A 26,863-nucleotide genomic window follows, 5' to 3' on the forward strand; every position below is an offset into this window, starting at 1 on the left:
GGCCCGCCTGGCGCGCACCTACACGAGGTCCAGGTGCTTGCGGGCGAAGTCGATCGTCGCGGCCATCTGCCGGATCCGCTCCTCGATCACGAGTGAGCCGTGACCCGCGTCGTACCGGTAGACCTCGTGCTCCTTGCCCAGCTCCCGCAGGCGCGCCAGATAGTTGTCGATCTGCCGGATCGGGCAGCGCGGGTCGTTCTCCCCTGCCATGACCAGCACCGGCGTGGTGACCCGGTCGGCGTACGTGATCGGCGACGAGGCGGCGTACCGGTCCGGCACCTCGGCCGGCGACCCGCCGAACAGCGACCGGTCGAACGCCTGCAGCGCCTCCATCTCGTCCTCGTACGCCGCGACGTAGTCCGCCACCGGCACGATGCCGATCGCGACCGACCAGTCGTCCGGCTGCACGCCGATGCCCAGCAGCGTGATGAAGCCGCCCCAGGAGGCGCCGGTCAGCACCAGCCGTGACGGGTCGGCGAGGTGCGTGGCGACCGCCCAGTCGCGTACCGCCTTGATGTCCTCCAGCTCCACCAGCCCCGGCCGGCCCTCGATCGCGTCACGCCACTCGCTGCCGTACCCGCTGGACCCGCGGTAGTTCACCCGGACGACGGCGAAGCCATGGTCCACCCACGCCGCGGCGTCCGGGGAGAAGGAGTCGTCGTCGTAGGCCGCCGGGCCGCCGTGGACGTCGAACACGGTCGGGAACGGGCCCGGGCCCGCGGGCTTGGAGATCAGGGCGTGGACGTCGCCGCCCGGGCCGGTCACCCAGGCGTCCTCGACTGCCACCGACGGCGGCGCGGGCTCGCCGGGCGGGGTCAGCACGACCGCGCCGGACGTCGAGCGGACCACCGGCGGGGACGCCGAGGAGGACCAGGAGAACTCCACCGTGCCGTCCGGGCGGGCCGTGGCCGAGCCGATGACGCCGCGCGGCGTGTCGATCTGCCGCAGCGTCCCGGTGGACAGGTCGTAGCGGTACAGCTCGTCGCGCGCGTGGTGGGAGCGGGAGACCAGCAGTGCCGACGCGTCCGGGTACCAGTCGGCGCCGACCTCGCCGGACAGGTCGAGCGCGATCTCCTCGACCGTGCCGTTCACCGGGTCCCAGATCAGCGGTTCGGACCGGCCGCGGCGCTCGTGCTCGACGAGCAGCCGCTGGTCGCCGACCACGGGGGAGAACGCGACCGCGCCCAGGCCCTTGCCCGGCCCGTCCCACAGGTCGGCCACGGTGGAGCCGTCCGGCCGTACGACCCGCAGGGCCATGTGGCGGCTGTCGCCGTGCTCGCTGTGATTGATCGCGATGAGCGACTCGTCCTCGGACAGGTCGATGATGTACGCGTCCTCGTCGTGGGCGTACAGAACGCGCGGTTCCTCGCCCGGGGCGCACCAGTGGACGGTCGAGCCGCTCTCGGTGCTCCGGCCGATCACGACCAGCCCGCTGGAACCGACCGCCAGCCCGGCCGGGTACGACGGCTCCAGTTTCGGAGCGGCGTCCTCGCCGCCGCCGAACGGCTCACGCCGCCACACCCCGAACTCATCGCCGTCGGTGTCGGCGAACCACCAGATCCAGTCGCCGGTCGGGTCGACGCCGCCCATCCAGGTGCCGTTCGGCCGGTCGGTCACCTGGCGGCGGACGTCGGTCTCGCGGTCCCAGGCGTAGATCTCCCACGTGCCCGTGGCGTTGGAGCGGTAGACGCTGCGGTGCGGCGCGTCATGGGCCCAGCTCGGCAGGCTCACGCGTGCCGCGCGGAACCGTGCCTTCCAGCGTTCGTCATCGACCATGGACCAAGCATGTCAGTCCGTGGCCTGGCCCGGCGGCAGGGACCTCAGCTGACGCATGGTCGTCTTGGCGCCGAAGCCCCAGTCGAGCATGGCCGCGGCGTCCTTGAACCGGCGGTTGGAGTCCGTGGAGGTGCTGTTCAGCACGAGGCCGAGCAGCGTACGGCCGTTGCGCTGGGCGGCGAAGACCAGGGAGTACCCCGCCGCGTTGGTGTGCCCGGTCTTGATGCCGATCGCGCCGCTGTAGGAGCCGAGCAGCAGGTTGGTGTTGGCCCACTTGTACGCCGCGTGGCCGCTGGTCTTGCTGAGCGAGTACGACTGGCGGGTCACGATCGCCTTGAAGTTCGTGCTGGTCATGGCGTAGCGGGCCAGCAGGATCAGGTCGTGCGGGGTGGAGTAGCCCTCCTTGTGCGTCGACGTCGGCAGGCCGTCGGCGTTGAGGTAGTGCGTCGAGGTCATCTTCAGCGCGGCGGCCTCCTTGTTCATCTTCGCGACGAAGTTGGTCTGACCGGGGCCGTAGATGTCGGCCAGGGCGTACGCGGCGTCGCAGCCGGACGGCAGCAGCATGGCGTTCAGCAGCTGCCGCACGGTCACCTTGTCGCCGGCCTTGAGGCCCGCGCTGCTCGCGTCGTTGTTCTTGACGTGGTCGACGTAGGACTTCTTGATCGTGACGGTCTTGTCGAGGCCGCCCGCGCGGAGCGCGATGACCGCGGTCATCATCTTGGTGATGCTGCCGATCGGCCGCTTCGTGGTCGTCGCGACGCCCCACAGCTTCTTGGCCGTGTCCATGTCGTACAGGTAGGCGCCCTTCGCGGAGACGCCGGACGGGCCGGAGGCGGCCGTGGTGATCGCCGGGGTCACCGGGCCGGCGGGCGTCGTACGGGCCACGAGTCTGCTCTGTGCCGGGCTCGCGGCTTCGGCGGCGACCGGGACGACGCCCAGCAGTCCCGCGACGACTCCGGTGGCGATCAGGCGGGCGCTGAGACGCATGGGGGCTCCAGGGGGTGGGGGAATACCCGTGCATGCTGACAGCCCGGATGTTTCGTCGGCAACCAGGCGCGCGGGGACGGTCCGGACTCGCGACCTGGCTCCGGAGTCAGCGACTCCTGCCTTCGCGGGTGGCCGTACCGGGTTCTGGACCGGCGCGGGGCCGGGTGGCTTACCTTTGAGGGGTGGCGTCGCAGTCCTCGACCGAGTCAGTTCCCCGGCCTGCCGATGACGGCGCCGACGAGGTCACACACGGCTACCCTCCGCCCGCCCGGCCGGTGGGTTCGACCGTCGTGGCCTACTGCGGCGCCGTCATGACCGTGCGCGGCGAGTCCTCGGCCTCCCCGCCACCGGACACCTGTGCGGAGTGCGCGGCCATCTGGAAGCGCCGGCGACGCCGGTCGCGCTGACCTACGTCAGCGTGGCGCGGCGGCGGCCAGCCAGCCGGACAGCAGGTCCTCGTCGCCGAAGACGGTGCAGCGCTTCGGCTCGTACCGCCCGTACGACAGGAGCAGCAGGTCGCTCGTCGTCCCGCGTGCGGCGACCGCGCCCTTGCCGTGACCGCGTTCCCACCGCGTGCCGTCGGGGCCGAGCGTGATCATCCATTCCCCGTCGCCGTCGGTGGCGTGCAGGTGCAGCGTCTCCCCGAACCGGCCGAACTCCGCGATCCGGCGGGCGATCCGCGGATGGTGGGTGTAGGTGGTGAGGAACTCCTCGACGCCGTCCGCGGCGAGCTCGCGGTCGATGACGGGTTCGCGGCCGAGGGCGAGCTCGGCGTCCGCGCGGTGGACGACGGTCTCGTGCAGCACCCGGCGCGACCAGAAGCGCACGTGCTGGTCGGGCCCGAACGCCCAGGCCGGCGTATCGCCCGGCGTCGCACGCAGCGTCGTCACCAGCGGCGGTACGCCGTCCGCGAGCCAGCGCGGATAGTCGTTCACGTCGTCGGGCAGGCCCAGGTCGAGGTCGCCTTCCGCGACGCGTTCCTCCGGCAGCGTGCGCACGATGTGGGTGATCCAGCGCTGCACCGTGCCGTAGTGCCGGATGAGGTCGGCGACGGTCCAGCCGGGACAGGTGGGCACCGGCGTCGCGGGGTCGGCCTGGCCGACGACCTCGACGAACTTCGCGATCTCGGTTTCGGCGGCGGAGATGTAACGTTCGTGAGCGTTCACTCGGCGGAGCATAGAACTGTCCGTGCGCCGGGGCATTCTGGAAGGCATGGAATCTGAACTCACGCTCATGGCCGTGCACGCCCATCCGGACGATGAGGTGCTCAGCACGGGTGGCATATTCGCGCGCTACGCCGAGGAGGGCGTTCGCACCGTCCTGGTGACCTGTACGAACGGTGAGCAGGGCGACGGACCGGGCGGAGTCAAGCCCGGCGAGCCGGGCCATGACGAGGAGGCGGTACGCGAGACGCGGCTCGCCGAGCTGCGCGACTCGGTCACACACCTGGGCATCCAGCACGTGGAGCTGCTCGGCTATCGCGACTCCGGCATGGTCGGCTGGGACGCCAACAGCCGCGACGACGTCTTCGCGAACGTCCCCCTGGCACAGTCCGCGGCCAAGCTCACCGCCCTGATGGACAAGTACCGCCCCCAGGTGCTGGTCACCTATGACGAGAACGGCGGGTACGGTCACCCCGACCACATCCAGGCACACCGCATCGCGGTGGTCGCGGCGGAGGCGCAGCGGGAGAGGCGCGGCCTTCCGCACAAGCTCTACCACACGGCCATGCCCCGGTCCCGGTTCCGCGCGATGGGCCCCCTGCTGCAGGAGGCCGGTGTGGACTTCGACTTCAACTTCGACGAACTGCCCGAGGACTTCGGCACGCCGGACGAGAAGGTCACCACGTACGTCGACGTGCGGCCGTACGTCGAGCGCAAGCGCAAGGCCCTCGCGGCGCACGCGAGCCAGGCCGACAATATCTTCTTCCTGCGGCTGCCGGACGACCTGCTGCCGCAGGTGCTCGGCACCGAGGCGTTCGTCCGCGTCAAGAGCGACGTCGCGGTCCCCGACGACGAGGACGACCTGTTCGCCGGGATCCGCTGACCGGCGCTCTCTCGTGTGAGCCCCGTCCTGCCGGGCGGGGTCCGCGCATCCTCGGCCTAAGCCTCAGGCCGCCAGCGTGCGCCGAACTCCTCTGCGCTCGGCGGCGGGCCGGGCAGCCGGGTGGCGCCCGGCTGGGCGCGCACGGCGTCCAGCACCAGCGCCAGGTAACGCCGGCGTAGCGTGGCGGTGCGCTCGGCGTCGCCGAGGCGGATCGCGGTGATCTGCTCGAAGATCATCGGTATGTCATTGGCGTGCAGGTCGGGCCGTAGTACGCCGGCGGCCTTCGCGCGGCGGAATACCCGGTTGGCCAGCGCGCTCGCGTGCGCGGCCAGCTCGTGCAACTCGGGCGTGGGGGTGAACGTGCCGGCCAGACGCACCGTCAGGGAGTGCACGTCGGAGTCGGTGACCCCCCGGACGAAGCCGGCGAACGCCTCCCACGGATCCCCGTCCTCGGCCAGAGCGGCCTCGGCGAGGGCGACGAACCGGTGCAGCCCGTCCGAGCACAGTGTCCGCAGCAGCTCTTCCTTGCCCGCGTAACGGCGGTACAGCGCACCCACGCCCACACCGGCCTGCTCGGCGACCGCGGAGATCGGTGCGCCGGGCTCCCGCATGAACACCTCCCGGGCGGCGTCCAAGATCACTCCGTCGTTGCGCGCCGCCTCGGCCTGACGTCCGCTCAGTCGCCCGGTCCTGGTCTCCATGTCCTGGACTCTAGCACTTGAACGGAATCATCCGTTCCGATAGAGTTCTCAAACGGAACGGATCACTCCGTTCGGATCGAAGGGAACGAAATGACCGCCATCTCTTGGGACGTCCTGGACCAGGCCCACGGCGCACTGCGGACGACCGTCGCGAAGGTCGCCGACACCGACTGGAAGCTGCCCACGCCGTGCGAGCAGTGGAACGCCGCCCAGGTGCTGCGGCACGCCGCCGGTGACCAGCTCGCCTATGTCGCCGCGATCACCGGGAGCGGCGGCCCGAGCGAGAACCCCTTCGAGCCCGCCGGAGACGCTCCCGCCGACCCGCAGGAGCTGCTCGCCGCCGCACTGGACGGCTCGGTCCGCGCCTTCGCGACGGTGAGCCCCGGCACGCAGGCCGTTCCGTCGCCCCTCCCGCAGGGCTCGCTGCCGGCCGAGACCGTCGTCGGCGCCGCCGCACTCGACGCCGCGGTGCACGCCTGGGACATCGCGGTCGCCGTCGGCCTGCCCTCACCGCTGAGCGCGGATCTCGCCACCCTGCTGATGCCCGTCGCGACCACCCTCGCGGAACCGCTTCGCGGCTTCGCCTACGCGCCGGCCCTCGCCCCGCAACCCGAGGACGACGCCGTCGCCGAACTGCTGCGTTACCTCGGCCGCCGTCCCGACTGGGTCCGGTGACCAAGGAATAATGCACGGATGGACGTCCTGGGCGTACGGGAGCTCAACCGGGCACTCCTGGAGCGGCAGTCGCTGCTCGAGCGGTCGGCCGCGTCCGCGCTGGAGATGATCGAGCGGCTGGTCGGCCTGCAGGCGCAGGCTCCCTGGCCGCCGTACTACGGGCTCTGGTCGCGGCTGGCGGGTTTCCGCCAGGACGAACTGGCCCACCTGCTCACCGGTCGCCAGGTGGTCCGGATCGGCCTCATGCGCGGCACGGTCCACCTGGTCAGCGCCGCGGACTGCCGGACGCTCCGTCCTCTCACCCAGCCGATCCTCGACGGGGCGTTGCGGTCCACCTTTCGCAGACCGCTGGACGGGATCGAGCTGCCGGCGCTGTTCGCGGCGGGGCGCGCTCTGGTGGAGTCCCGGCCGCACACGATGAGCGAGCTGGGCGCTCGTCTCGCCGAGGATCCGCGCTGGACCGGCCGGGCCCCCGCCGCGCTGGCCCAGGCCGTCCGGGCGGGAGTACCCCTGGTGCAGGTGCCGCCACGGGGCGTCTGGGGCATGGGCGGGCAGACGCGGGTCACCTCGGCCGAGGCGTGGCTGGGGCGGCCGCTGCACTCCGCGCCGTCGATCGAGGACGTCGTGCTGCGCTATCTGGCGGCGTTCGGCCCGGCGACGGTGAAGGACGTGCAGACGTGGATGGGCGTCACGCGGCTGAAACCCGTCCTCGATCGGCTGCGGCCCCGTCTGGCGGTGTTCCGCGACGACCGGGGCAAGGAGCTGTTCGACCTGCCCGACGCGCCGAGACCCGGGCCGGACACCGAGGCTCCGGTGCGGTTCGTCGCCGAGTTCGACAACATCCTGCTGTCCCACGCCGACCGCCGCCGGATCATGTCGGAGGAGGCGCGGAAGCGGACCTTCGCCGTGCCCAACGGGGTCTTCCCCGGCACGTTCCTGGTCGACGGGTTCGTCCGCGGCACCTGGCGGATCGAGCGGAGCTCGAAGACCGCCGTGCTGCACCTCACGCCGTACGAGCCACTGGACATCGTGACCCGCGACGCGCTGGTCGCCGAGGGCTCCCGGCTCCTCACGTTCGCCGCGGACGCGACCGCGGACCACGACATCGTCCTGGCGGAGCACGAGTAGGGCTCCGGGCGGCACCGCAGTGGTGCTGGCACCACCGCCGGGGAGGTGTCCACCCCCGAAACGATCCGGGGGCCGCCGGGATGGGATCGCGAGCCCCTGATTTCTAGCGTCATCAGCGTGTTCAACGAGCGAGGAGACGCTGATGAAACCCAATATGGCCGCCCGGCTCGGCGGCTGGAGCGCACGCCATCGTAAGACCGCGATCTTCGGCTGGCTGCTGTTCGTGGTGGCCGCCGTTCTCATCGGCGGGATGGTGGGACAGCAGTCGCTGACCGACGGCGAGGACGGCGTCGGTGACTCCGGCCGGGCCCAGCGGATCGTCTCCGACGCCGGCATCACGAAGCCGGCGTCGGAGATGGTGCTCGTGCACAGCGCGACCGTGAACGGGTTCCGCGCCGCGCTGCCGGACGTGACGCGGGCCGTGCGGTCGAGCGGGCAGGCGACGGCGCCGCGTGAGCCGCTGGTCTCGCGGGACGGCCATGACGCCCTGGTGCAGTTCGACATGACCGGTGATCCGAAGACGGCGGGGGATCGGGTCGCTCCCGTGCAGAACGCCGTGGCCGCGGTGCGGGCACGGCATCCCGAGGTGCGGATCGAGCAGTTCGGCGACGCGAGCGGCGACCACTGGTTCGACCAGACGCTCGGCAAGGACTTCTCCCGTGCGGAACTGACCGCCGTGCCGCTGGCGCTGGGCATCCTGCTCGTCGCCTTCGCGGCCCTCCTCGCCGCGGTGGTCCCCGTCGTCATCGCGGTCACGGCGTTCCTGGCCGCGAACGGCCTGCTCGCGGTGGTCAGCCACGGCCTGCACATGGACGGTTCGGCCAGCTCGGTCATGCTGCTGATGGGCCTGGCGGTCGGCGTCGACTACTGCCTGTTCTACCTGCGCCGCGAACGTGAGGAACGCGCGGCGGGCCGCGACCGGGAGACCGCGCTGCGCATCGCGGCGGCGACGTCCGGCCGTTCCGTGCTGGTGTCCGGGCTGACCGTGATGGTGGCCATGGCCGGCATGTTCTTCTCGGGGATGCTGCTGTTCGACGGCTTCGCGGTGGCGACGATCCTGGTCGTGCTCATCGCCGTCCTCGGGTCGGTGACCGTGCTGCCCGCGCTGCTGTCGCTGCTCGGCGACAAGGTGGAGTTCGGGCGGGTCCCGTTCCTGCGGCGCCGGCGCTCGACCGGGCGGTTCTGGGACGCCGTGCTCCGTCCGGTGCTGCGCCGTCCGGGCATCTCGGCGGTGCTGGCCGCCGGCGTGCTGCTCGTCCTGGCGGCGCCGGCGCTCGGCATGCACACCGAGAAGCTCGGCATCGAGCAGCAGGTGCCGCGCGACACGCCGCTGATGCAGACCTACGACCACATCACGGCCGCGTTCCCGGGCGGTCCGGACCCGGCGACGGTGGTGCTCAAGGCCAAGGACATCGAGGCGCCCGCGGTGAAGTCGGCGATCGCGTCCTTCGAGTCCTCCGTGCGCGGCAACGCCGAGTTCGGGCAGTCGGTGCGTACGCGGGTGTACGCCGGACCGGACGTGGCGATCGTCGACGTGCCGCTGGCCGGGAGCGGGTCGGACGCCACCTCACAGCACGCGCTGAAGACCCTGCGCGCCATGGTGCCCCGGGCGTTCGACCGGGTCGCCGAGGCACACGTGGCCGGCACGCTCGCCTTCTCCGACGACTGGAACGACCAGTTGCGCGGCAGCATCGTTCCGGTCTTCGTCTTCGTGCTCGGCGTGACGTTCCTGCTGATGCTGGTCTCGTTCCGGTCCCTGCCGATCGCCGCGACGGCGATCGTGCTCAACCTGCTGTCGGTCGGGGCGGCGTACGGCGTGATGGTGGCGGTCTTCCAGCACGGCTGGGGTGCGAGCCTGGTCGGCACCCATGGTGTCGGCGCGATCGAGGCCTGGCTGCCGCTGTTCGTCTTCGTGGTGCTGTTCGGATTGTCGATGGACTACCACGTGTTCGTGGTGTCGCGGATCCGGGAGGCCCACGACCGGGGCGTGCCGACCTCGCGGGCGGTCGCGGAGGGCATCCGCTCGACGGCCGGCGCGGTGACGAGCGCGGCGACCATCATGGTGGCGGTCTTCGCGGTGTTCGGCACGCTGTCGATGCAGGACTTCAAGCAGATGGGCGTGGGCCTGGCGGTCGCGGTCCTGCTCGACGCGACGGTGGTGCGCGCGGTGCTGCTGCCCTCGGCGATGAGGCTGCTGGGCGAGCGGAACTGGTACCTGCCGCGCTGGCTCGGCTGGTTGCCGGACCTGTCGCACGGCGAGGAGCCGGCCCCGTCGCTGCCGCCCGAGCCGGTGCCGGTGTGACCCTGACCGCCGGCAGGAGGCCCGTCCCCGGTGGGCGGGCCTCCGCCGTGCGGTCAGTACGGCGGCCCGGCGTACAGGTCGGCCGTGCGACGCGGTGTCTCGTGGCCGTACGCGGCGGAGGGCCGGTGGTGCGGGTCGGCGTGCTGGGCGCGGAGGTGTTCGACGGCTCGCAGCACGTCGTCCCGGTTGCCCGCGGCCTTGACCCATGCCGGCAGGCAGGCGACCATGCTCATCGCCGGGCCGCTCCCGCGCTCGCGGAGCGTCGCCGCCACATGGGCCTCGACCGCGTCGAGGTGGCGTTCGTTGTAGGCCCACAGCACCTTGCCGCGGCACGGGGTCTGGAGCCAGAGCGGCAGGCCGAAGAACGGATCGTCCGGGCCGCCGAGCCGGACGCCGATGAGCGCGTTGCCCCGGCGTTCGGCCGTCCACTCGCGGGTCAGGGCGCAGTCGCCGCAGGTCAACCGGCGTGGGCGGAAGCGAAGTTCGGCGTAGTAGCGCAGCTCGGGCAGGTCCGGACGGGTCATGACCGTCGCCCGGGAACCGCACCGCGGGCACACGACGTAGAGGGGATCCGCGTAGGCGGCCAGCGGGCGGCCTCCGTCGAGGTGCCGCCCGCCCGTCCGCTCCGTATCGCTCATGGGGAAACCGGTCGACCGGCCGGGTCGGGCAGGCCGCCCAGCGCGGCGACGATGGCCAGGGTGTTCTGGTACTCGCGCCAGTGCACCACCTTCCCGTCCCGTACGCGCAGGACGCCGATGAACGCCGCGGAGTCCCGGTGGCCGGTGGCGGGGATCACCCCGGCCAGCTCGTACTCCACGACGATCACCTCGGGGTCGGTCGTCTCGTGCACGACGACGTTCCGCACCTCCTCGAACCGCACCGGGAAGTTCGCCCGCTCGGGCTCGGTGCGGCGGAGCCACTCCTCGCGGCCTTCGACGCGCGTGGGCCGGCCGGGCGGTGCGAAGGGCGTTTCGACGATCGCGTCGTCGGCGAGCAGGTCGCCGAACCGACGGGCCGGGTCGAGCCAGTGCCGTTGCATCTGTTCGAAGATCTCGCGCGGACCCGGGTTCTCGGACATGGCTGCCCCTCCGATGGTTAACATGAGTTGCGACTCATATTAAGCACTATCCTGAGTCGCGACTCATGTTGTCAACCCTCCGGAGGTACGCGCGTGCCTGACGAGTCCCGGCCGCTGCGCGCCGACGCGCGGCGCAACCGGGCGCGGATCCTCGCCGTCGCCGAGGCGGTCTTCGCCGAGAAGGGGCCCTCCGCCTCGACCGAGGAGGTGGCCGAACGCGCGGGCGTGGCGATCGGCACGGTGTTCCGGCACTTCCCGACCAAGCGCGAACTGCTCCAGGCGATCATGAAGGACGTGCTGTCGCGGCTCACCGAGCAGGCGACCGCGCTGGCCGCCGACGGCGATCCGGGCACCGCGCTGTTCACGTTCTTCGCCGATCTCGTCGCGCAGGCCGCGGAGAAGAAGACCGTGGTCGAGCTCCTCTCCGCGACCGGCGCCGGTCTCACCATGGCGGACGCCGTACGGCCGCTGCGGCAGGAGGTCGCCGCGCTGCTGGACCACGCACAGCGGGCCGGCGCCGTCCGTACGGACGTGCGGATCGACGAGGTGATGGCCCTGCTGGCGGCCACCTGCCAGGGCGCGCTTCAGGGCGGCTGGGACTCCGACCTGCGCGAACGTGCCCTCGCCATCGTCTTCACCGGTCTGCGCGCGCGTGCGCCCGGATGATCATCCTCGCGGCTTTTCGACGAAGTCGGTGGCGGGCTCGGTGGCGTAACGCCTCATCGTTCGGATGCTCGCCTGTGGGGTCGGTTCCCGGCCGCCGGCGATCATGTCCTGCAGGTCCCGGAAGTACTGCACGTACAGGTCCGGTGTGAAAGTGCTGAGCATGACGGCCGGTCGGTCGGTCAGGTTGGCGAAAGTGTGCGGGGCTCCGGGCGGGACCATCACGAGCGTGCCCGGCGTCGCGTCGTAGTCCTCGTCTCCGACGGTGAACCGCACCGTGCCGGAAATGATGTAGAAGCCCTCATCGTGCTGGGCGTGGCGGTGCTGCGGCGGTCCGGGCGTGTGCGGTGCGAGGACGGACTCGGCCAGCCCGAGGCGGTGCCCGGTATTGCTGCCGTCTTCGAGGACGCGCAGCCGCGTCGTGCCCAGCACGATCGTCTCTCCGTCGTCCGGACCGACCACGGATACGGCGGTGATCGGCTCAGTGGTGTTCGGCTCATCAGTCATGTTTCGATTCCACGGCCAGGACACGGCGCCTGTCCAAGACACATTCCGTGGCGTCGATACCGTACGGGTATCGTCGCGTCATGGAACTACGGACGCTGCGTTATTTCGTGGCGGTCGCCGAGGAATTCCACTTCGGCCGGGCCGCGGCCCGGCTGCACATGAGTCAGCCGCCCCTGAGCCGGGCGATCAAGCAATTGGAGACCGAGCTCGGTGCCGCGCTGTTCGATCGATCGTCCGCCGGTGTCGCGCTCACTCCGGTGGGGGCGGTGCTGCTCGACGAGGCACGCGCCCTGCTCGACCAGGCCGACCGCCTACGCGTGCACGTGGCCGCGGCGGCCGGCGCCGCGACGATCACCGTCGGCATCCTGGGTGACGGCACCGATCCGGGCGCGGCCCGGCTCGCCGTCGCCTATCACCGGCGGCATCCACGCGTCGAGGTCCGCGTCCGCGAGACCGACCTGACCGATCCCACCTGCGGGTTGCATGCCGGACTGGTCGATGTCGCCCTGACCCGTGGCCCGTTCGACGAGACGGGCCTGACGGTGCATGAGTTGCGCGCCGACCCGGTGGGCGCGCTGCTGCGCGCCGACGATCCGCTGGCTCGCGCCGACAGCCTCAAGCTGGCCGACATTGCCGATCGCCGTTGGTTCCTGTTCCCGGAGGGCACCGATCCCCTCTGGCAGTCGTACTGGAGTGGCGGAGAACTTCGCGAGGGCCCGGTAGTGCGCGTCGTCCAGGAATGCCGGCAGGCCGTTCTCTGGAACGGCACCGTCGGCATGACTCTCCTGGACCATGAGCCGCCGGCGGGGCTCACCGTGGTGCCGCTGATCGATATGCCGCCGAGCCGTGTGGTGGTGGCGTGGAACGAGGGCGACACGAATCCACTGATCCGCTCGTTCGTGCGGATCGCTGCCGCCGCCTACCGCGACTGAGCACTACCTCACGGGCGCGGATCCACACTGACCGCGACGAGGAACGCGGCGGCGGCGGCCAGCGGTGCCGCGGCGGTACGCCCGCCGGCCGCCGCGACCAAGCCGACGACGCCCGGCACGGCGGGCTGCGCCACACCCCAGGACAGCCCGAGGAAGGCGAACCACCGCGGCCGGTCGGCGGCGGGCGCGGCGTCGGCCGCCAGCGCCGGCCAGTGACCCAGCAGCGCACTGCCCGTCATCGCCCACGCCAGGTACGCCGCCACGGTCAGCGGGACGTCCCGTACGAGAGCCATCGTCGCCGCGAGCACGCAGGAGAGCAGGAGCGCCGTACGCGGGCGGCCCGACAGCGGGCGCCGGGCCAGGGGCGCGAGCAGCGCGGCAGCCGCCAGCACGAGGCCGGGCAGCCAGGCGGGGGCGCCGCGCTGGAGCAGCACGAACGGCGCGAACATCAGCACGGCCAGGTAGCCGAAGGCGTACGCGGTGGCGGAGGCGGTCAGCCGCACCAGGCGGGCCGGTGGCCGCCAGCGGTCCCGCCGGCGTGCGGTCGCCGCGAACGGCGGTCGTGGCAGGAACGCCTGCGCGACCGCCGCCGCGGCCAGGCAGGTGGCGGCGTCGGCGAGCAACAGCCGGTGGACCCCGAACGGCAGCAGCGCCGCGGCGAGCAGCCCGGACACCGCGCCCGCCGCGGCCAGAGCGGTGCCGAGCAGGGCGTACGCGTCGCGCCGCCGATCGCCCTCGGCGAGCCGCGCCAGGAACTCGCTGGTGGCGGGCTCGTACAGCTCGAAGGCCAGGCCCGTCGCCGCCGTCGCGGCCAGGATCTGCCCCGGCGTGCGCGCGGCGGCGAGCGCGAGCAGCGCGACGCCGGTCGCGGCCAGCCCGGCGACCACGAGCGTGCGGGGCCGTACCCGGTCGAGCAGCACGCCGCCGGCCCAGCGGGAGGCCAGCGCCGCCACGCCGAACACCACGAGCACCGGCGTGACCAGGCGCGGACCGGCCACCACCGCCAGGAACGCGAGCGCGAACGCGCCGACCTGATTGAGGACGCGCACCCACAGCAGGGCCCTCATCCGGCGACCGCCGACAAAGGCCCGACCATCTCGCCATTACCCTGAGTCCTGCTGTGGCTACGCTCGATAATGCCGTCCATGAACAAGCCCATCAGCCCCTCACTGCGGACCCTCGGTGCGGCGATCCGGCGGCACCGCGAGGCGGCCGGCATGACCCAGGACTATCTCGCCGGGCTGGTCAACTACAGCAACGGGTGGCTCGCCAACGTGGAGACCGGTCAGCTCTGCCCGCAGAAGCAGGCGGTCATCGAGCTGGAGAAGGTGCTCGGACTCCCGGAGAAGGTGCTCCTCGACATCTTCGATCTGATCAGGTACGAGGAGCCGCATCCGGTCATCTCCTTCGAGCGGTACGCGGACGCCGAGAGCCGCGCCGCGGTGATCCGGCAGTATCACGCGCTGGTCCTGCCCGGCCTGCTCCAGACACCGGACTACGCGCATGCTCTGATCGCGGCGGGCCGTCCGAGCGCCCGGCCGGAGACGGTCGAGGGCCTCCTCGCCGCCCGGCTGGAGCGGCAGGAGATCCTGGCCCGCGACGATCCTCCCACGCTGTGGCTGGTCATCGACGAGACCGCGCTCCTGCGTCCGGTCGGCGGGCCGGAGGTGCACCGCGCGCAACTCGACGCCCTGGTGGAGGCCGCCCAGCGTCCGGGCATCACCGTTCAGGTCATCCCGTTGGCGACCGGCGCGCACGCCGGGCTGACGTCCGCGTTCACCATCCTCAGCTTCACCGACGAACCGGACGTCGCCTACACCGAAGACCACCAGCGCGGGCATTTCCAGGAGCGGCCGGACCTGGTCCACGGCTGGTTCGCCGTCTATCAGGCCCTGCATTTGGTGACGGAGACCGCCGCGGCATCCTTGGAACTGATCCAGCGCACGCGGGAGCGGCTATGACCGTCCACCACGACGAATGGCGGAAGAGCAGCCGTTCCGGCGGCTACGGTGGCGAGTGCGTCGAGGTGGCCACGGTCGTCGCGAGGTTACGGGTGGCTCGCGACGCGGTCGACGCGTGTTCAATGCACGTGCTCACAGGGGGACACCTCGTTCTTCTTGCGACAGGCTTCGAATCGCTTGGCGTACTCCTTGAGGGCTGACTCGAACACGGCCTCGGAGGAGACGATCGTCCACTCCGACGTCCCACCGAAGTCATGGTCGGTCGTCAGACGGGTTCGGTCTCCGGAGAGGGTGCCCGTGATGGGCCCATAGGTGGACAGGCCGTCGAACTGGAATGTGCTGTCCGAGCCGTGCCCGTTGAAGTCGGTGGTATCCCGGACCTCCTGGCCGGAGCCGCCGTAAATCACCGTCGTGTACGTCCCGCTCAGCTGGCCACCCTCGGGGTAAACCTGGAATGCCAGCATGGAGTGCCTCACGCCATTCCCGCCCATGGCGACGTACTTGCGGGGTTGGGTCGCCGGCCTCGCACTCGTGGAGCCGGGCCGGCCGTGCGTACTCGTGGAGTCAGACCGGCCGTTGCCGTTGTCTGAACAGGCGGTCACCAGGCCGGTGACCAGCGCGGCCGCGAGGAGGTTGCCGGCGACGACGAGGAATCGCCGGTTTTTCGACTTCGCACTGTCCACGGTCATACCTTTCGGGTGATGGCCCTCACGCACAGCTCGCGCATCTTATGAATTTCAGCGAGTTTCCCACAAACATGGTGCCGATCCGCGACTTTTCGGATGTCGCCCCGAGGCGCTGGGCCGCGAATGCGTGGCACCCTTGGACGAATGCGTGGCACCCTTGGAACTGATCCGCCGGACCCTGGAGGGACTGTGACCACGGCCTACGACGAGTGGTGCAGGAGCAGCCGCTCCGGCAGCAACGGCGGCGAATGCGTCGAGGTGGCCACCGTCGTCACGAGGTAATTTCAAGGTCATGTCCCTGCACGACCTTCTGGAGCCGTTGCTCCATCCGGCGTTCACCCTCGGGAGCACGCCGACCTCCTGGGCAGAGGTGCTCGGCTTCGTCACCGGCGCGGTCAACGTCTGGCTCGTCGTCCGCCAGCACATCGCGAACTGGCCGGTGGGCATCGCCAACGTCGTCCTGCTCGGACTGATCTTCGTGGACGGCGGCCTGTACGCCGACGCGGGCCTGCAGGGTGTCTACGTCGTCCTCCAGGTGTGGGGTTGGTGGCAGTGGCTGTACGGCGGCCGGGGCCGTACCGAACTCGTCACCCAGCGCACCTCGCGAGCCGAGTGGGTCGGGCTCGCCGTGGCCGGGGTCGCCGCGACCGCCCTGCTGACCTGGATGCTCAGCGCCTGGACCGACTCGACCGTGCCGTTCTGGGACGCGCTGACGACGACGATCTCGCTCGCCGCGACGTATGGGCAGAGCCGCAAGCTGCTGGAGTCGTGGTGGCTGTGGATCGCCGCCGACCTGATCTACATCCCGCTGTACGCCTACAAGCACCTGTACCTGACGAGCGTGCTGTACGTGCTGTTCCTGGCCCTGTGCGTGGCCGGGCTGATCGCGTGGCGACGCGAGTGGGTGGCACGGCAGGCGGCGACGCCCGTACCGGCGGCGACGTGAGTCACGGCCTGGTGATCGGCAAGTTCTACCCGCCGCACGCCGGTCACCACCACCTCATCGACACCGCCGCCGCGCGGTGCGACCGGCTGACCGTCGTGGTCGCCGCCTCCCCGGTGGAGACCATCCCGATCGCGTTGCGCGCCGCCTGGCTGCGCGAACGCCATCCGCAGCCGCAGGTGGAGATCGTCGCGGCGGTCGACGACAACGAGGTCGACTACGACTCCGACGAGGTCTGGGCGGCGCACGTCGCGGTGTTCCGCGCCGCCGCGGCGGACCCGGTCGACCTGGTGTTCAGCTCCGAGGACTACGGGCCCGAACTGGCCCACCGCCTCGACGCCGTGCACGTGCCGGTCGACCCGGCGCGCACGCGCCACCCGGTCAGCGGCACGGCCGTCCGCGCGGACCCGGTGGCCTGCTGGGAGTGGCTGTCACCGGCCGTCCGCGCGTACCTGGCACGCCGCGTCGTGGTCGTCGGCGCGGAGTCTTCCGGAACTGGGAAAACACACCATAACATGCGTGCCTCCCGTGCCCGTGCACGGTCCGGACATGCGGACCGGCCCCCACCCGTGCAGGTGAGGGCCGGTCCGTGCGTTCCGCGTGGGACGGTCAATCGTCTGCGTCGTCGTCTGTCTCGTCGTCCTGGTCGACTGCGGGCGGCGGGTCCATACGCAAGACCTCACGCGCCCATGCGTATTGCTCGGGCGTGGGGATCCCATCAGTTCCGCTGTTCATCGCGAGTACCTCCAATCGCGGTGACGGCCGACGTACGACGGCCTACGCCGATCGACAGTCACAGCAACGGTGACCAGTACGGCCAGCCACACGCCACCGGCAACCGCCAGCGCTACCGCCGCGCTCACTGCTCCTCCGCCTGGTCGACGCCGAACAGCCGTTCCCGGACCGTGCCGTCCGGGTCCAAGATCCGAATCGCTGTGTTCTTGTAGATCGTCACTTCGGAGCCGTCCGGCAAGACGATGCGGAAGCGCGGGTCGTACACCGGCGTGTACTTCCGGCGCTTCACCTGGTAGATGGTGTGGCCCTCCGCGATCATGTCGCCGCTTTGGACGTCGGACCCGTGCGCTGGTAGCCATACGGGTTCGTCGGAGTCGTCGCCGGAGAGGTACCGGACGCGGCGAACCGCTTCGGCGTGGTCACCCGTGCGTAGTGGCATGTCTGCCCAGATCTGGTCTTGCCGGACGGTTTCGCGTTGGCACGCGTCGGCCGTGGGGCCGTACACGATGGGTTCTAGCCCCGCTGTCTGCTCTGCGGCGGACAGTCGTTGCACCGCGAGTCGGGCACGCCAGTAGCCGCCGTCCGCGCTTTGCTCGGGCGGTTGCCACCGTGGGGACACGGTGGCCGTACGCTGACTGTTCATGGACTGGTCGCCTCCCGGGGCGGTCGGACCTAGACCCCGCGTGGCGCGTCATCGCTGCGCGGGGTCGTCTGCTGTCTGGACCTCCCAGCGTCCCACACCGTTCTACTCCGTGCTAGTTAGTATTGACAGTACCGTGCGTTCTAGCACGTCACAGGCCGTTCTAGCGTGGTTCTATGCCGATCGATCTGGACGGGCCAACTCCGCTGTATGTGCAGATAGCGGACGACCTACAGCGCCGGATCGCGGCCGGTGACGTCGGCCGACGCCTGCCGGGCGTCCGCGTCATCGCAGAGACGTACGGCGTGGCGCACGCGACAGCGGCTCGCGCCGTCCGCGAACTGGTCGACCGTGGCGCGGCCGTGTCGGTACCCGGACGCGGGACGTTCGTCCGGCCGGACGCGGAGGATGCGGGCGAGTAGTTCGCGACTGCGCACACACACGAACGCCCCGACCGCTCCGGCCTTGCCCAGCGCGGTACGCGCCGAGTAAGGCCCGAATGATCGGGGCGTGGCCGTGTGGTCAGCTCACGCGAGCGGCACCACGCCGTATGAATTCAGCACGCTCACGGGGTGTTCGCCGTCCATGTACACCGCAAGCACGTCCGCATCGCATTCGGAGTGTGCTTCGACAGTTGTACCGCGAGCGTCGTAACCGAACAGCTCCGTGTCGGCCCAGAAGTCGAACGGTGCTTTGCAGAGCGCGCAGTGAGTGGCAGCGGCCATGATGTCCCTCCGAGTTTCGCGGGGATCGATGCGTTTCGCCGGTCACCATAAAGCCCATTCGCTACGTTCTGCAAATGTGTGCAGCGCTGCACAATACTTGTCGCGTGAGTGCCTCACGCAGGGCTCCGCAAGACGTTTTGCGGGGGTCTCTCATCGGTGCGCGACTTGTGCAGCGCTGCACAAGAGATCCACATGTGAAAAGCCCCGGACCGGTCCGGCGGTCCAGGGTGACACTGGAAATTCTTCCGTTGACGGCTTTACCTCGCGGGCGACATGCCGCGTCAACGGTTTCCGTCCGGGCGACAAGTCCGGCGGCATTGGAAACACGCAAACGTCAACGGCGGAACCTCGCGGGGCTACGGGGCGACACTCGCATTAACACCGAACGTCACCGGCGACGCATGCTGACAACTCCCGGCGTAACGCGCGACGCGGCCACGCGACACGCGCGTCACCCGGATAACCCTGAGATTGCGCGCCATGTCGCGTGCTACTTGCGATACGTAAATGCGTTGTATGTGCTCGGACCTGGGCAGACTTTGCCGGCCGCTGGCGTCCGGATTTACGGCTATGGAAACCGGCGACACTCACGCGTTAACGATTCCGCACCACGCGGCCAGATGTGTCATCCCATAGCCACCGCGCCGTAACCTTGCCGCCCCATTCGGGGCGCAACTCGACATCGTTTACACGACACCACTCGTCAACGTCGTCTTCCAGTTGACGCCACTTTACGGCGTCAGGCGAACCGATCATCTCGTGGAAAAGGGCGTTTACGCCCGCGTCCGGGTCGAACCACTCCGGCGGGACAGGCACAACGTCGTTTCCTGGCTTTCTCCGGCGGGGTTTCTTAGCGGTCATCGTGCCCACCGTGCTCGGGCCGCTCGGGAAGCCTGCTCAGTTCTCGTCATGACTCGCGGGGAGTCCTTGTCAGAACCGGCAGCCTCCAAGCCAAGCTGCCGCATCAACGCCGCGAACTGCGCGCGGTGAAAGCGAATCTCCGCAATGAGTGGGTTGGCGACCTGTTGCCGCATGCTCCCCTGCACGATCAGCGGCGCGTCCGTAAGCGCTTCGCGCATCGCAGCGATTGTGTCCAAGCACGCGGCGGCAGACGCGAGAATGCGGAGATCTCCAGGGGAGAAGTCGTCAAGGTCGTACTCGCCGAACACTTCGGTCCATAGCCGCGTGCCGTCAGTGCCGAGAGGTTCAGGCGGGGTCGGTGTGATGGTCACTGCGGGTAACTCCTTTCGTAGGCCACGCGAAACGCGTTGACCAGTTATTACGTGGAAACAGGCGATGCATGCTCGGTATCCGACCGCGCTTGCTAACCCCCGCCGTGCAGGAAGGGTCTTGCCGGTCGAGCCATCCCCCGGCTACCCGCCGTTATCACCGCAGGTCAACAACCCAAAGATCTCGTCAACGCTTCGTGCTTCGTCGTCGTCGGCAACACGCACACGCACCACCCCGCCCCGCCGGGGGCAGGGGGGCAGGCAGGCCGCACGCGTACGTCAGCGGGCAGGCCACCGCGTACGCCGCGAGCGGCACGCGGCCTGGTCGGCTGGTCCCTCGCGGTGGGGCGGCACCCCGCGCCGGACACGCGCGGGGTGCTGGTGGGTGTCGGCGGAGCAGTGCCGGGGAAGCGCTCAGAAAGCCGTGAGCGAGCGGATAGGGCGGGGGCGGTGTCCCGGACCATGCCCCCACCCGGTTAAAGCCGCTCAGCGGCGCTTAGAAACGGCGCTTTCGCCGCGCCTGGGCAAGGGTGTTGATCTCAGCCCAAGACATCCCGCGCGCACGCATCGCGAGAATCTGATCGGTTGAAAGGTCGCCGACGTCCAACCCGTACACAAATGCGTGTGCGTCACCGGCCGGAGTGCCAAGCAGACCCTCCACGATTTCGAGCGGCGGCGCGCCGGAGCCAGTCACCACGTCGCGTTGGTTCATGCGCCGCGTTATCTCCGCGTCCCGCGCGAGCGTCGCCGCGTCTGCCCCTTCCAGTTCCGGGTGTTCGCGGCGCATCTCCTCAAGCCACGCGAGCGAGTCATCGGCAGGCATCACCGAACACCGACCTTTCGCGTGGCGTAGTTCTGGGCCCGGATGAGCACCTCGCGAGCCTGGGCCACGGCCGTACTGGCACTGCCGAACGCGTGATCCCCCGCGAACACTCCGGGGTCCTGGTGGAGACTCCCACCGTCCGCGATGTGTCGAATCGCCACCGCACGCGAGAGAGCCTCCCGCGCCTCGCGCTCCGCCTTGACGAGCGCCTCAATAGCGGCCTCATACGCGGCGAGAGCATCCCTGACACGCTCCGCAGACGGCGCGACATCCGCCGGGACCTGCTCGCGGATAGCGTCCTTTGCTGCCGTGTCACAGCGGCTGACCTCCGCGCGGATCACGCCGAGACGCGCGAGCGCCTCCGCGCGCTTCACGGACGCCGTGGTGAGCTCCGGAGGCCGCTTGTCGTCGCGCTTGCCGTTCTCGGCAACCTCGCGAGCGGTCAAAGCCGTCTCGCGAGCGATAGCGCGGTCCTGCCAATCGTCGGCGATAACGTCGCGGTATTCCTCCAGCGCGTCTTCGTAGCGCTCCACGGCGTCCGCGAGCGCTTCGGCCTCCGCCTCCGCAATGCCCGGTATATAGGGGGCAGTGGGGTTGATGTCCAGATTCATTGTTGTCAGTCTCCTATTCGCGAGCGGCGCGAGTGAGAAGGCAGCGCGCGCCACTCGCGGAACGCGCGCTGCCAAGTCGTGAGAGCCCCCGTAACGGCCTCATACAGCCCGGGGCATACGCGGGTAAGGGTCAGTGTCTGCGAAGCGCCACACCGACCTATACGCAAGCGCAAGTAGGGCCGCGAGAATCTGTAGCGCGATAGTCGCGGTCATGCCGCGCGCCGGTTGCCGAGATTCGCCACACGTCCGGGGCGCGGTACGGGCTTACGAGGAATCGTCGTGCGCTCCGTGGGCTTCGTCGGGTCAGGCGCGAGCAATCCGCGTTTGGTCGCCTCCGTCGCCCACACCGACGTCATATCCGCGATTTCGTGCGCGTCGTATTTGCGGTTCTCCAGCCCCAGCCACGCGACGAGCGCACCCACGGCCGGGTACTTGAATTTCGCGTTCGTCGGCCGGGGGAAGTCAGTAGGCCAGGCGTTCGCGGACGGCGTGGGCTTCTCTGCGGGCTTCCGCGCGAAGTTCTGGGATGCGTCCGGTACGTCCGGGATCAGCGCGAGAAGTCCGCACATGCTGCGGGCCGCGTTGATCGCGTTCAGGTCACGTCCGGCGGTTTCCGCCATACGTCGGCGGAGCCGTCGCGGCTCACGATGGCAGGGGTTCGGAGCGTCTTCAATCTGGGCATAATGCTCGTCAGCGTGCATTGGGCGCTCATTCGGTAGTCAGCCGCTATGACAGGCGGCTTACAGTTGTGTGGCGCTGATCAACGCGCCACAAGTCGTGATTACGCTCCGCTCCGGCCGGCGGGGACACAGCGTGACGAAGCGCAGGTCAGAGGGTTGGTGTTCGCGGCAGAAGCGGCGGGAGAAGCGTGCCCGGCAAGGGGTTACTCGGTCACTCTTAGGAGAGAGTGAGTTTCTCTTTACAGCGACCGTTAAACCCCTTACCGCCCGCCACCATTACCGCGCACCTGCTTTCTTCGCGGCCCGTCTACGCCGCGCCCGCGCAGCCGGAGTTGCGCAGTCACAGCAGAACTTCGGCGGTCGCCCGCGCTCACCCATCGCCTCCGCGACTCCCTCACAGCCAGGGACCGCGCAAGGTTTGGATTCCCAGACGTCATCCATGGCGAGATGCGTGTCCGCAGCCCGTGTTTCGCAGCACAAAATGCAGTAGACACCGGTCCAGCTTGCGGGCAGCGCCTGCTTGCAACCCCTGCAATGCCGGACCGCACTCCCTGGTCCATGCCGCTTGAAACGCATACGGCACCGCTGAGAGCAGAATGTGACCTGCCCGTCGCGGAGACTCGTGCCACAGTTTCCGCACTTCCCCGTGGGCTTCACTAGTAGCGCCGGACCGCGCCGGTAATTTCTGGGGAACTGGTGGTATTGGTCCGCGACTTCCCAACTCCACGCCTCACGTAGCTGTCTCTGCACAAACGCAAATCCTGCGTCGCGGCGTTGTGTCGGCCACGTCCCGTCGAGCGACTCGGCAAGCAAGAGTGCGGCGCGTCGTTCAGCAGTCATCAACGGCAACTCGCGCCCGTGGCGTAGCTCTGATCTCGCGGCGAGATACTCCGCCACCAGTGCGTTAGTCATGTGTTAGATCTCCAAGCCATAAGTAACCCCCGCCACGCCGTCCTCTAGGGGCTCCGGTCGTGACGGGGGTTGGTAGATCGAGTTGCGCGCGAGTTACGCGGCGCAGAGAATAGGAACGGCAGGCGGAACCGGCGGGTTCACGGTGCGATACCGGCCCCACAGAGCAAGCTGTGCACGCGCATGGGCCCACTGAGATTCCCACGGCTTCCCGCGATTCGCAGCGATGTCGTTCCGACGGCAGGTAGCGGAGCAATAGACCGCGTGTTCGCGCTTCTTGTACGCCCAGCGCGCGGTACGCGTGCATCCGTGCGCGTGGCACGTAGTGGTGTCCGCTTTGATGACCATGCCGCACGTCCCTTCGATATCTGTTAGGTCGTCTACATGGGAGTTACGGCTCCCAACGCGGCAAGTGTTCGCAGAACCTCGGAAGAATCTTCCAGCGACCAGACTTGTGCAGCGCCGTTCAAGTCCCGTCGCGCTTCGCGGCAGGAACCCCCGCGCCCCCTCACGCCCCTGTCATGGCCATTCGTGCAGGTCGCGGCGCAGGGCGGGCCACCCTCCGACAGGTGCGTAACATTAAATGACGTGATAGAGCTAATTTCTGTTTTCCTTTAGAGATCTCTAAAGGAAAACCAGACTGAGCCCTATCGCGTCATTTAATGTTACGCACCCTCTGATCTGCGCTTATCCCGCTTCCGCGTACGTTTGTGCAGGTAGCAGGCCGTACGGCCGGACGGAGAGGGAACGCATCCCCGCGAACCCCCGCGACCCGCAGGGCCACTCGCGAGCCTCTTCCACCTCGGAAGCACTCAGAAGCCCCAGGAGGCGCGCGCAGCTCTCTACCCGTATCCGAGGTGCCTCGGAGGTTGGGAGGTCGCCAGCATGGCTCTCAGGGCCGCAACGAGGGTTTGTGGTGGTCGCTCTGATCTTCGCGGGACACACGCTGGCCGCTCGGGAACGCTCGCGGACCGCACGAGCTTGCCCGCTGGCCTCTCCGCATCGCCCGCGAGCCGTCCCGGGGTTGCCCGTGCCGCCCGCGAGCCGTGCGCGTCGGCGGCCTGGTCCCTCGCGGGTCGCTCCGAGCCGTCCGCCCGTAGCGCCGCGCGTGGCCTGGGGTGGTGGTTCGGAGTGACGTTGCGTGACGAACACCGCTAAGGGCCGCGCGTCTCTGACCTGTACGTACTAACGGCCGGCGGGCGCGGAGAGTGATCAAATCCGAGTGAGCGGCCCGGTCGCTCGCGAGCCGTTCGCCCGACGTTCGTACGTGAACCGGCAGACGTACCGCATGCCACGCATGTCATCCCATCGTGTCGGCCGGACACACGCGGGTCGCCTAGCGGCCCCTGGCCGCGTCCCTGGCACGCTCGCAGCCCCGTTGCATCCCGTCCGTACTCGCATAACTGCTTGAATTGTCGGAAATGCGAAATCACCATAGACAGCAACAAAATGTCGTACAGGTGGATGCCTGGCGGGTACTATGGCGCGGTCGGAATCCGCCGACATGGAGTCAAAGGAGGGGCCCCGTGGGCCGGAACGAGGAGACGGAAGGCTAGATCAACTATGGCCGATCGCTTCGATGCGATCGGCCACGCGAGCGGCCACATTCTGCTCTGCTGCCTTGGACTCGTCATCCTGGGGACTTGCCTGCTTATTTGGCGAGCCAGACGAGACGGGGTGGAAGAGCTTGTGGTTCGCTTCGGGTTGATCAGCATAGAGGTCCGCCGAAAGGCGGATCCAAATCCGCAAATCGAACGGAATGGCGACGATCCGTCCGATGGAGAAGAAACAAGAACCGTCGCACAAAATATTTCGCACGCGAGTCGACTCAGGAGATTTGCGGCGCTATTGAAAATTTCGACGAAATAAGCGAATATTTTAGTCGACGTCGAAGCGTGAAAGTCTTGATTTATATTAGAAGGTGGCGGAACCCCCGGTCCAGTCGGCCGGGGGTTCCTCGTTTCTTCTCCCTGAAAGCTACGGCACTACGTCGCTGCGCGCGTGCTAAGCCCCGTAGGCGCGAGAGGACCTCGGAACCCCAGATTCAGGGTTCCGAGGTTCTCTATTGAGGCGTTAGCGGCCTCTAGAACGCGTTGGACGCGTGGTCGTACCTCGCGGGGCGATGCCCCCACGTGATGCGAGCGCGAAGCGCTGGAGCGATGCGGGGCGTTCCGCGTGATTCCTCGTGCGGCGCAGGCAGCACAGACGGTTTGTGCGGCTTTGAGAGCCCTGTAAACGCGAGAAAATCCCGCACCCGATAATCGGTGCGGGGTTTTCCTTTTGGAGCCATTAGCGGTGCTCTTAGCGCGTTATGTGGCGTCCTAGATGCTTTCCATGGCACTGAGAGCGTTAAGGATGTGACCGGCAAGCTCGCTCGTCGCACGGACCTTGACCCGGTCCTCCGGCCGCGACCACCGGCCGCGCCCCTGTCCGACGCCGACGTTGGCCACGATGCCCAGGTCGCGGAGCAGCGCGCGGCGCACGTCGGTGTCCCCGTCTGCCCAGCGCTCACCAAGCGTCTTGTCGTCGTAGACCGTCGTTACGGTTGGCTCGGCGTCCGCGCGTTCCCGCAGCGCTGCAACCTCAGCGGCTACGCGGTTCAGATTCGCGGTGAGCGCGTCCAGCGCGGCAGGGTGAATGTCCGCATCCGCCATGCGTTCCGCGAGCGTCGCCATGCGGGTCTCCGCGTCGCGGAGAGCGGCGCGCACCGCTTCGCCTTCCCCGGATTCGGCCGTGTGCCACAGGGTGACATCTCCCCACACAGCGAGGAACTCACTTTCGACGTACGTTTCTAGCGCCGGGCCGGAGATGTTCACTCGCTTAACACACGTGCGGTTCGTGCACCGGTAGGTGTGTCCACCGGCCCGCCCGTCTTTCTGTGCGTTGCGTACTAGGTTGCTGCTGCACGTTCCGCACTTCGCGATTCCCCTTAGCAGGGTGCGGCTTTCGTAGCCGCTCGTCTCCACTGCCCGCGTAACGAGCAACTCATGCCGTACGAGCGAAAGCGTCTGCTCATCGATGATTCCTTTTCCGTTCACAGTGACAGTCACCGGTCGGCCGTCAGCGCCGTAGAAGACTTTCATGTCCCGCGACTTCACCTTACGGCGCTTGCCGTGCTCGTCCGTCTTGTGCCGCGCGGGAGTGTCGTCCCACAGCATGAGCCCGAGCAGACGCGGCGACGTAAGCATGTCCCTAAGTGTGCTCGCGTCCCACTGTGTTTTCCCGTGCTTACCGATTGCCGGACGGCCGTACAACTCCCGTTGCCGCTCGTCGCGGGACAGGACACCTTCCGCGTTCCACTCGTCAACAATAGTCCGCACACGTGTGCCATTCAGCACCCGCGCGATTGCGTCCCGGATACGGTCGGCGTACTCGGTGTCTTCCGCGAGGTACTTGCCGTGCACACCATTGATGGTCGCGGGGACGACTCGGTATCCGAACGGTGCGCGGCCGGAAGTCCAGCGGCCTTGAGTCCGCATCTGTGCTTTCGAGTCGCGCGCTTTCTTCGACCCGTCTTTCGTGTAAATCGCGTTCACGAACGACGCGGTGATCGCAGCCATATTGAGTTGGCCGTCTTCGTCGGTAAGTGCGCCTTCTTCGACCGACCACAGTGCGACATCCGCGACACGGCAAACATTGGCGAGTCGCCGCATTTGATATTCGTCCCGCGCGTAGCGGTCCGACATACGGGCGATGACGAGATCCCACTTGCCCGCGCGGATGTCCGCGACCAGCCGCGCCATGTCGGGACGGTCCTCCAGCGGCAACGTGCCCGACAGACCGTCATCGGTGTACCGCGCGGCCACCGTCCCGCCGTGCGCCTTCGCGGTGCGGTCCGTTGTGGCGTCCTGGTGAGCGATGCTCGCCGAGTCGTCGTCGTCCCGCGACAGCCGCAGATAGGACGCGATGCGAAGATCCTCCCAGGACATGCCGTCCACGTTACGCGCCGGAACGCGGACCGTAACCGCGTCGCGAGCGATGTTGGCGGGGACGGCCCGGCGACGTTCGGAAGGAGCCGCGACCCGCTTGCAACGTGCACACGTAACCGGCGCACCGGACCGGGCTTCCGATGTCACGAGACGGCCACACACGGTACGGGCGTTCAACTCATCGTGCGCGACCGCCG

At 68.9% G+C, this 26,863-nt stretch carries 29 protein-coding genes; 12 read left to right on the top strand and 17 right to left on the bottom strand.

The annotated features are described in order from the left end of the window. Positions 1-18 precede the first annotated feature (18 nt). From QSK37_RS48720 to QSK37_RS48730, 3 genes are all read right to left on the bottom strand, one after another. Positions 19-1,776: a S9 family peptidase gene (locus tag QSK37_RS48720; RefSeq protein WP_285636136.1), complete on the bottom strand. Its 1,758-nt coding sequence runs from the start codon at positions 1,774-1,776 to the stop codon at positions 19-21. 12 nt (positions 1,777-1,788) lie between these two features. Further along, on the bottom strand, positions 1,789-2,763 hold the full coding sequence (locus tag QSK37_RS48725; RefSeq protein ID WP_285636139.1) for a D-alanyl-D-alanine carboxypeptidase family protein: 975 nt from the start codon (positions 2,761-2,763) through the stop codon (positions 1,789-1,791). 413 nt (positions 2,764-3,176) lie between these two features. After that, positions 3,177-3,929, bottom strand: coding sequence for a maleylpyruvate isomerase family mycothiol-dependent enzyme (locus QSK37_RS48730; protein WP_285636142.1), 753 nt, complete (start codon positions 3,927-3,929; stop codon positions 3,177-3,179). A 46-nt stretch (positions 3,930-3,975) separates the two neighbouring features. On the opposite strand from QSK37_RS48730, the gene QSK37_RS48735 reads away from it, so the two are divergent. Continuing rightward, a complete protein-coding gene (locus QSK37_RS48735) occupies positions 3,976-4,809 on the top strand; it encodes a PIG-L family deacetylase (RefSeq protein WP_285636145.1) in 834 nt (277 codons plus the stop codon). Positions 4,810-4,865: 56 nt separating this feature from the next. Here QSK37_RS48735 and QSK37_RS48740 read toward each other — a convergent pair whose 3' ends face one another. Then, positions 4,866-5,510: a TetR/AcrR family transcriptional regulator gene (locus tag QSK37_RS48740; RefSeq protein WP_285636147.1), complete on the bottom strand. Its 645-nt coding sequence runs from the start codon at positions 5,508-5,510 to the stop codon at positions 4,866-4,868. Positions 5,511-5,600: 90 nt separating this feature from the next. Between QSK37_RS48740 and QSK37_RS48745 the strand changes: the two genes are divergently transcribed. The 3 genes from QSK37_RS48745 to QSK37_RS48755 all read left to right on the top strand — a co-directional run bounded on the left by QSK37_RS48745 (position 5,601) and on the right by QSK37_RS48755 (position 9,615). Beyond that, entirely contained in the window at positions 5,601-6,185 is a 585-nt protein-coding gene (locus QSK37_RS48745) for a TIGR03086 family metal-binding protein (protein WP_285636151.1), read from the top strand. Between the two features lie 18 nt (positions 6,186-6,203). Next, on the top strand, positions 6,204-7,313 hold the full coding sequence (locus QSK37_RS48750) for a winged helix DNA-binding domain-containing protein (protein ID WP_285636154.1): 1,110 nt from the start codon (positions 6,204-6,206) through the stop codon (positions 7,311-7,313). 142 nt (positions 7,314-7,455) lie between these two features. Then, positions 7,456-9,615 carry an MMPL family transporter gene (locus QSK37_RS48755; protein WP_285636156.1) on the top strand — a complete coding sequence of 720 codons (2,160 nt, stop codon included), beginning with the start codon at positions 7,456-7,458 and terminating at the stop codon, positions 9,613-9,615. A 53-nt stretch (positions 9,616-9,668) separates the two neighbouring features. Here QSK37_RS48755 and QSK37_RS48760 read toward each other — a convergent pair whose 3' ends face one another. Continuing rightward, a complete protein-coding gene (locus QSK37_RS48760) occupies positions 9,669-10,253 on the bottom strand; it encodes a hypothetical protein (protein ID WP_285636159.1) in 585 nt (194 codons plus the stop codon). Then, positions 10,250-10,693, bottom strand: a complete 444-nt coding sequence (locus QSK37_RS48765) for a nuclear transport factor 2 family protein (protein ID WP_285636162.1) — start codon at positions 10,691-10,693, stop codon at positions 10,250-10,252. The genes QSK37_RS48760 and QSK37_RS48765 overlap by 4 nt, the downstream gene beginning before the upstream one ends. 93 nt (positions 10,694-10,786) lie before the next feature. Here QSK37_RS48765 and QSK37_RS48770 point away from each other — a divergent pair, with 93 nt between their 5' ends. Further along, positions 10,787-11,359, top strand: a complete 573-nt coding sequence (locus tag QSK37_RS48770; RefSeq protein ID WP_285636165.1) for a TetR/AcrR family transcriptional regulator — start codon at positions 10,787-10,789, stop codon at positions 11,357-11,359. Here the strand turns inward: QSK37_RS48770 and QSK37_RS48775 are convergent, their stop codons facing one another. Continuing rightward, on the bottom strand, positions 11,360-11,863 hold the full coding sequence (locus QSK37_RS48775; RefSeq protein WP_285636168.1) for a cupin domain-containing protein: 504 nt from the start codon (positions 11,861-11,863) through the stop codon (positions 11,360-11,362). Positions 11,864-11,943: 80 nt separating this feature from the next. On the opposite strand from QSK37_RS48775, the gene QSK37_RS48780 reads away from it, so the two are divergent. Further along, positions 11,944-12,795: a LysR family transcriptional regulator gene (locus tag QSK37_RS48780; protein ID WP_285636171.1), complete on the top strand. Its 852-nt coding sequence runs from the start codon at positions 11,944-11,946 to the stop codon at positions 12,793-12,795. A gap of 8 nt (positions 12,796-12,803) precedes the next feature. Here QSK37_RS48780 and QSK37_RS48785 read toward each other — a convergent pair whose 3' ends face one another. Further along, positions 12,804-13,862, bottom strand: a complete 1,059-nt coding sequence (locus QSK37_RS48785; RefSeq protein ID WP_285636174.1) for an MFS transporter — start codon at positions 13,860-13,862, stop codon at positions 12,804-12,806. Between the two features lie 78 nt (positions 13,863-13,940). Between QSK37_RS48785 and QSK37_RS48790 the strand changes: the two genes are divergently transcribed. Then, positions 13,941-14,756 carry a helix-turn-helix domain-containing protein gene (locus tag QSK37_RS48790; RefSeq protein ID WP_285636177.1) on the top strand — a complete coding sequence of 272 codons (816 nt, stop codon included), beginning with the start codon at positions 13,941-13,943 and terminating at the stop codon, positions 14,754-14,756. Beyond that, on the top strand, positions 14,753-14,956 hold the full coding sequence (locus QSK37_RS52015; RefSeq protein ID WP_432705679.1) for a DUF397 domain-containing protein: 204 nt from the start codon (positions 14,753-14,755) through the stop codon (positions 14,954-14,956). Before QSK37_RS48790 ends, QSK37_RS52015 begins: the two co-directional genes overlap by 4 nt. Here the strand turns inward: QSK37_RS52015 and QSK37_RS48795 are convergent. Then, positions 14,876-15,439, bottom strand: coding sequence for a hypothetical protein (locus QSK37_RS48795; protein ID WP_285636180.1), 564 nt, complete (start codon positions 15,437-15,439; stop codon positions 14,876-14,878). The genes QSK37_RS52015 and QSK37_RS48795 overlap by 81 nt on opposite strands. A gap of 147 nt (positions 15,440-15,586) precedes the next feature. Between QSK37_RS48795 and QSK37_RS52020 the strand changes: the two genes are divergently transcribed. Genes QSK37_RS52020 through QSK37_RS48805 form a run of 3 tightly spaced genes read left to right on the top strand, consistent with a single transcriptional unit; the run spans position 15,587 to position 17,332 of the window. After that, entirely contained in the window at positions 15,587-15,724 is a 138-nt protein-coding gene (locus QSK37_RS52020) for a DUF397 domain-containing protein (protein WP_432705680.1), read from the top strand. A gap of 10 nt (positions 15,725-15,734) precedes the next feature. Then, positions 15,735-16,388, top strand: coding sequence for a nicotinamide riboside transporter PnuC (gene pnuC, locus QSK37_RS48800; protein WP_285577097.1), 654 nt, complete (start codon positions 15,735-15,737; stop codon positions 16,386-16,388). Next, a complete protein-coding gene (locus tag QSK37_RS48805) occupies positions 16,343-17,332 on the top strand; it encodes an adenylyltransferase/cytidyltransferase family protein (protein WP_285636183.1) in 990 nt (329 codons plus the stop codon). Before pnuC ends, QSK37_RS48805 begins: the two co-directional genes overlap by 46 nt. Here the strand turns inward: QSK37_RS48805 and QSK37_RS48810 are convergent. Beyond that, complete coding sequence (locus QSK37_RS48810; RefSeq protein ID WP_285636186.1) at positions 17,245-17,763, bottom strand: hypothetical protein; 519 nt, start codon at positions 17,761-17,763, stop codon at positions 17,245-17,247. The genes QSK37_RS48805 and QSK37_RS48810 overlap by 88 nt on opposite strands. A gap of 173 nt (positions 17,764-17,936) precedes the next feature. On the opposite strand from QSK37_RS48810, the gene QSK37_RS48815 reads away from it, so the two are divergent. After that, positions 17,937-18,182, top strand: a complete 246-nt coding sequence (locus tag QSK37_RS48815) for a GntR family transcriptional regulator (protein ID WP_285636189.1) — start codon at positions 17,937-17,939, stop codon at positions 18,180-18,182. A 105-nt stretch (positions 18,183-18,287) separates the two neighbouring features. On the opposite strand, the gene QSK37_RS48820 is transcribed toward QSK37_RS48815, so the two are convergent. From QSK37_RS48820 to QSK37_RS48850, 7 genes are all read right to left on the bottom strand, one after another. Then, positions 18,288-18,485 carry a hypothetical protein gene (locus QSK37_RS48820; protein WP_285636192.1) on the bottom strand — a complete coding sequence of 66 codons (198 nt, stop codon included), beginning with the start codon at positions 18,483-18,485 and terminating at the stop codon, positions 18,288-18,290. A gap of 857 nt (positions 18,486-19,342) precedes the next feature. After that, a complete protein-coding gene (locus QSK37_RS48825) occupies positions 19,343-19,717 on the bottom strand; it encodes a P27 family phage terminase small subunit (protein WP_285636194.1) in 375 nt (124 codons plus the stop codon). A gap of 493 nt (positions 19,718-20,210) precedes the next feature. After that, positions 20,211-20,537, bottom strand: coding sequence for a hypothetical protein (locus tag QSK37_RS48830; RefSeq protein WP_285636197.1), 327 nt, complete (start codon positions 20,535-20,537; stop codon positions 20,211-20,213). Then, entirely contained in the window at positions 20,537-21,148 is a 612-nt protein-coding gene (locus QSK37_RS48835) for a hypothetical protein (RefSeq protein WP_285636200.1), read from the bottom strand. Before QSK37_RS48835 ends, QSK37_RS48830 begins: the two co-directional genes overlap by 1 nt. 209 nt (positions 21,149-21,357) lie before the next feature. Then, entirely contained in the window at positions 21,358-21,849 is a 492-nt protein-coding gene (locus QSK37_RS48840; RefSeq protein WP_285636204.1) for a hypothetical protein, read from the bottom strand. 2,445 nt (positions 21,850-24,294) lie between these two features. Beyond that, a complete protein-coding gene (locus tag QSK37_RS48845) occupies positions 24,295-24,555 on the bottom strand; it encodes a hypothetical protein (RefSeq protein WP_285636207.1) in 261 nt (86 codons plus the stop codon). A gap of 503 nt (positions 24,556-25,058) precedes the next feature. Next, positions 25,059-26,666 (bottom strand): recombinase family protein, encoded by a 1,608-nt coding sequence (locus tag QSK37_RS48850; RefSeq protein WP_285636209.1) that lies wholly within the window; start codon positions 26,664-26,666, stop codon positions 25,059-25,061. Positions 26,667-26,863 lie beyond the last annotated feature (197 nt).

Source organism: Actinoallomurus iriomotensis, from assembly GCF_030269445.1.
Taxonomy (GTDB): Bacteria; Actinomycetota; Actinomycetes; order Streptosporangiales; family Streptosporangiaceae; genus Actinoallomurus; species Actinoallomurus iriomotensis.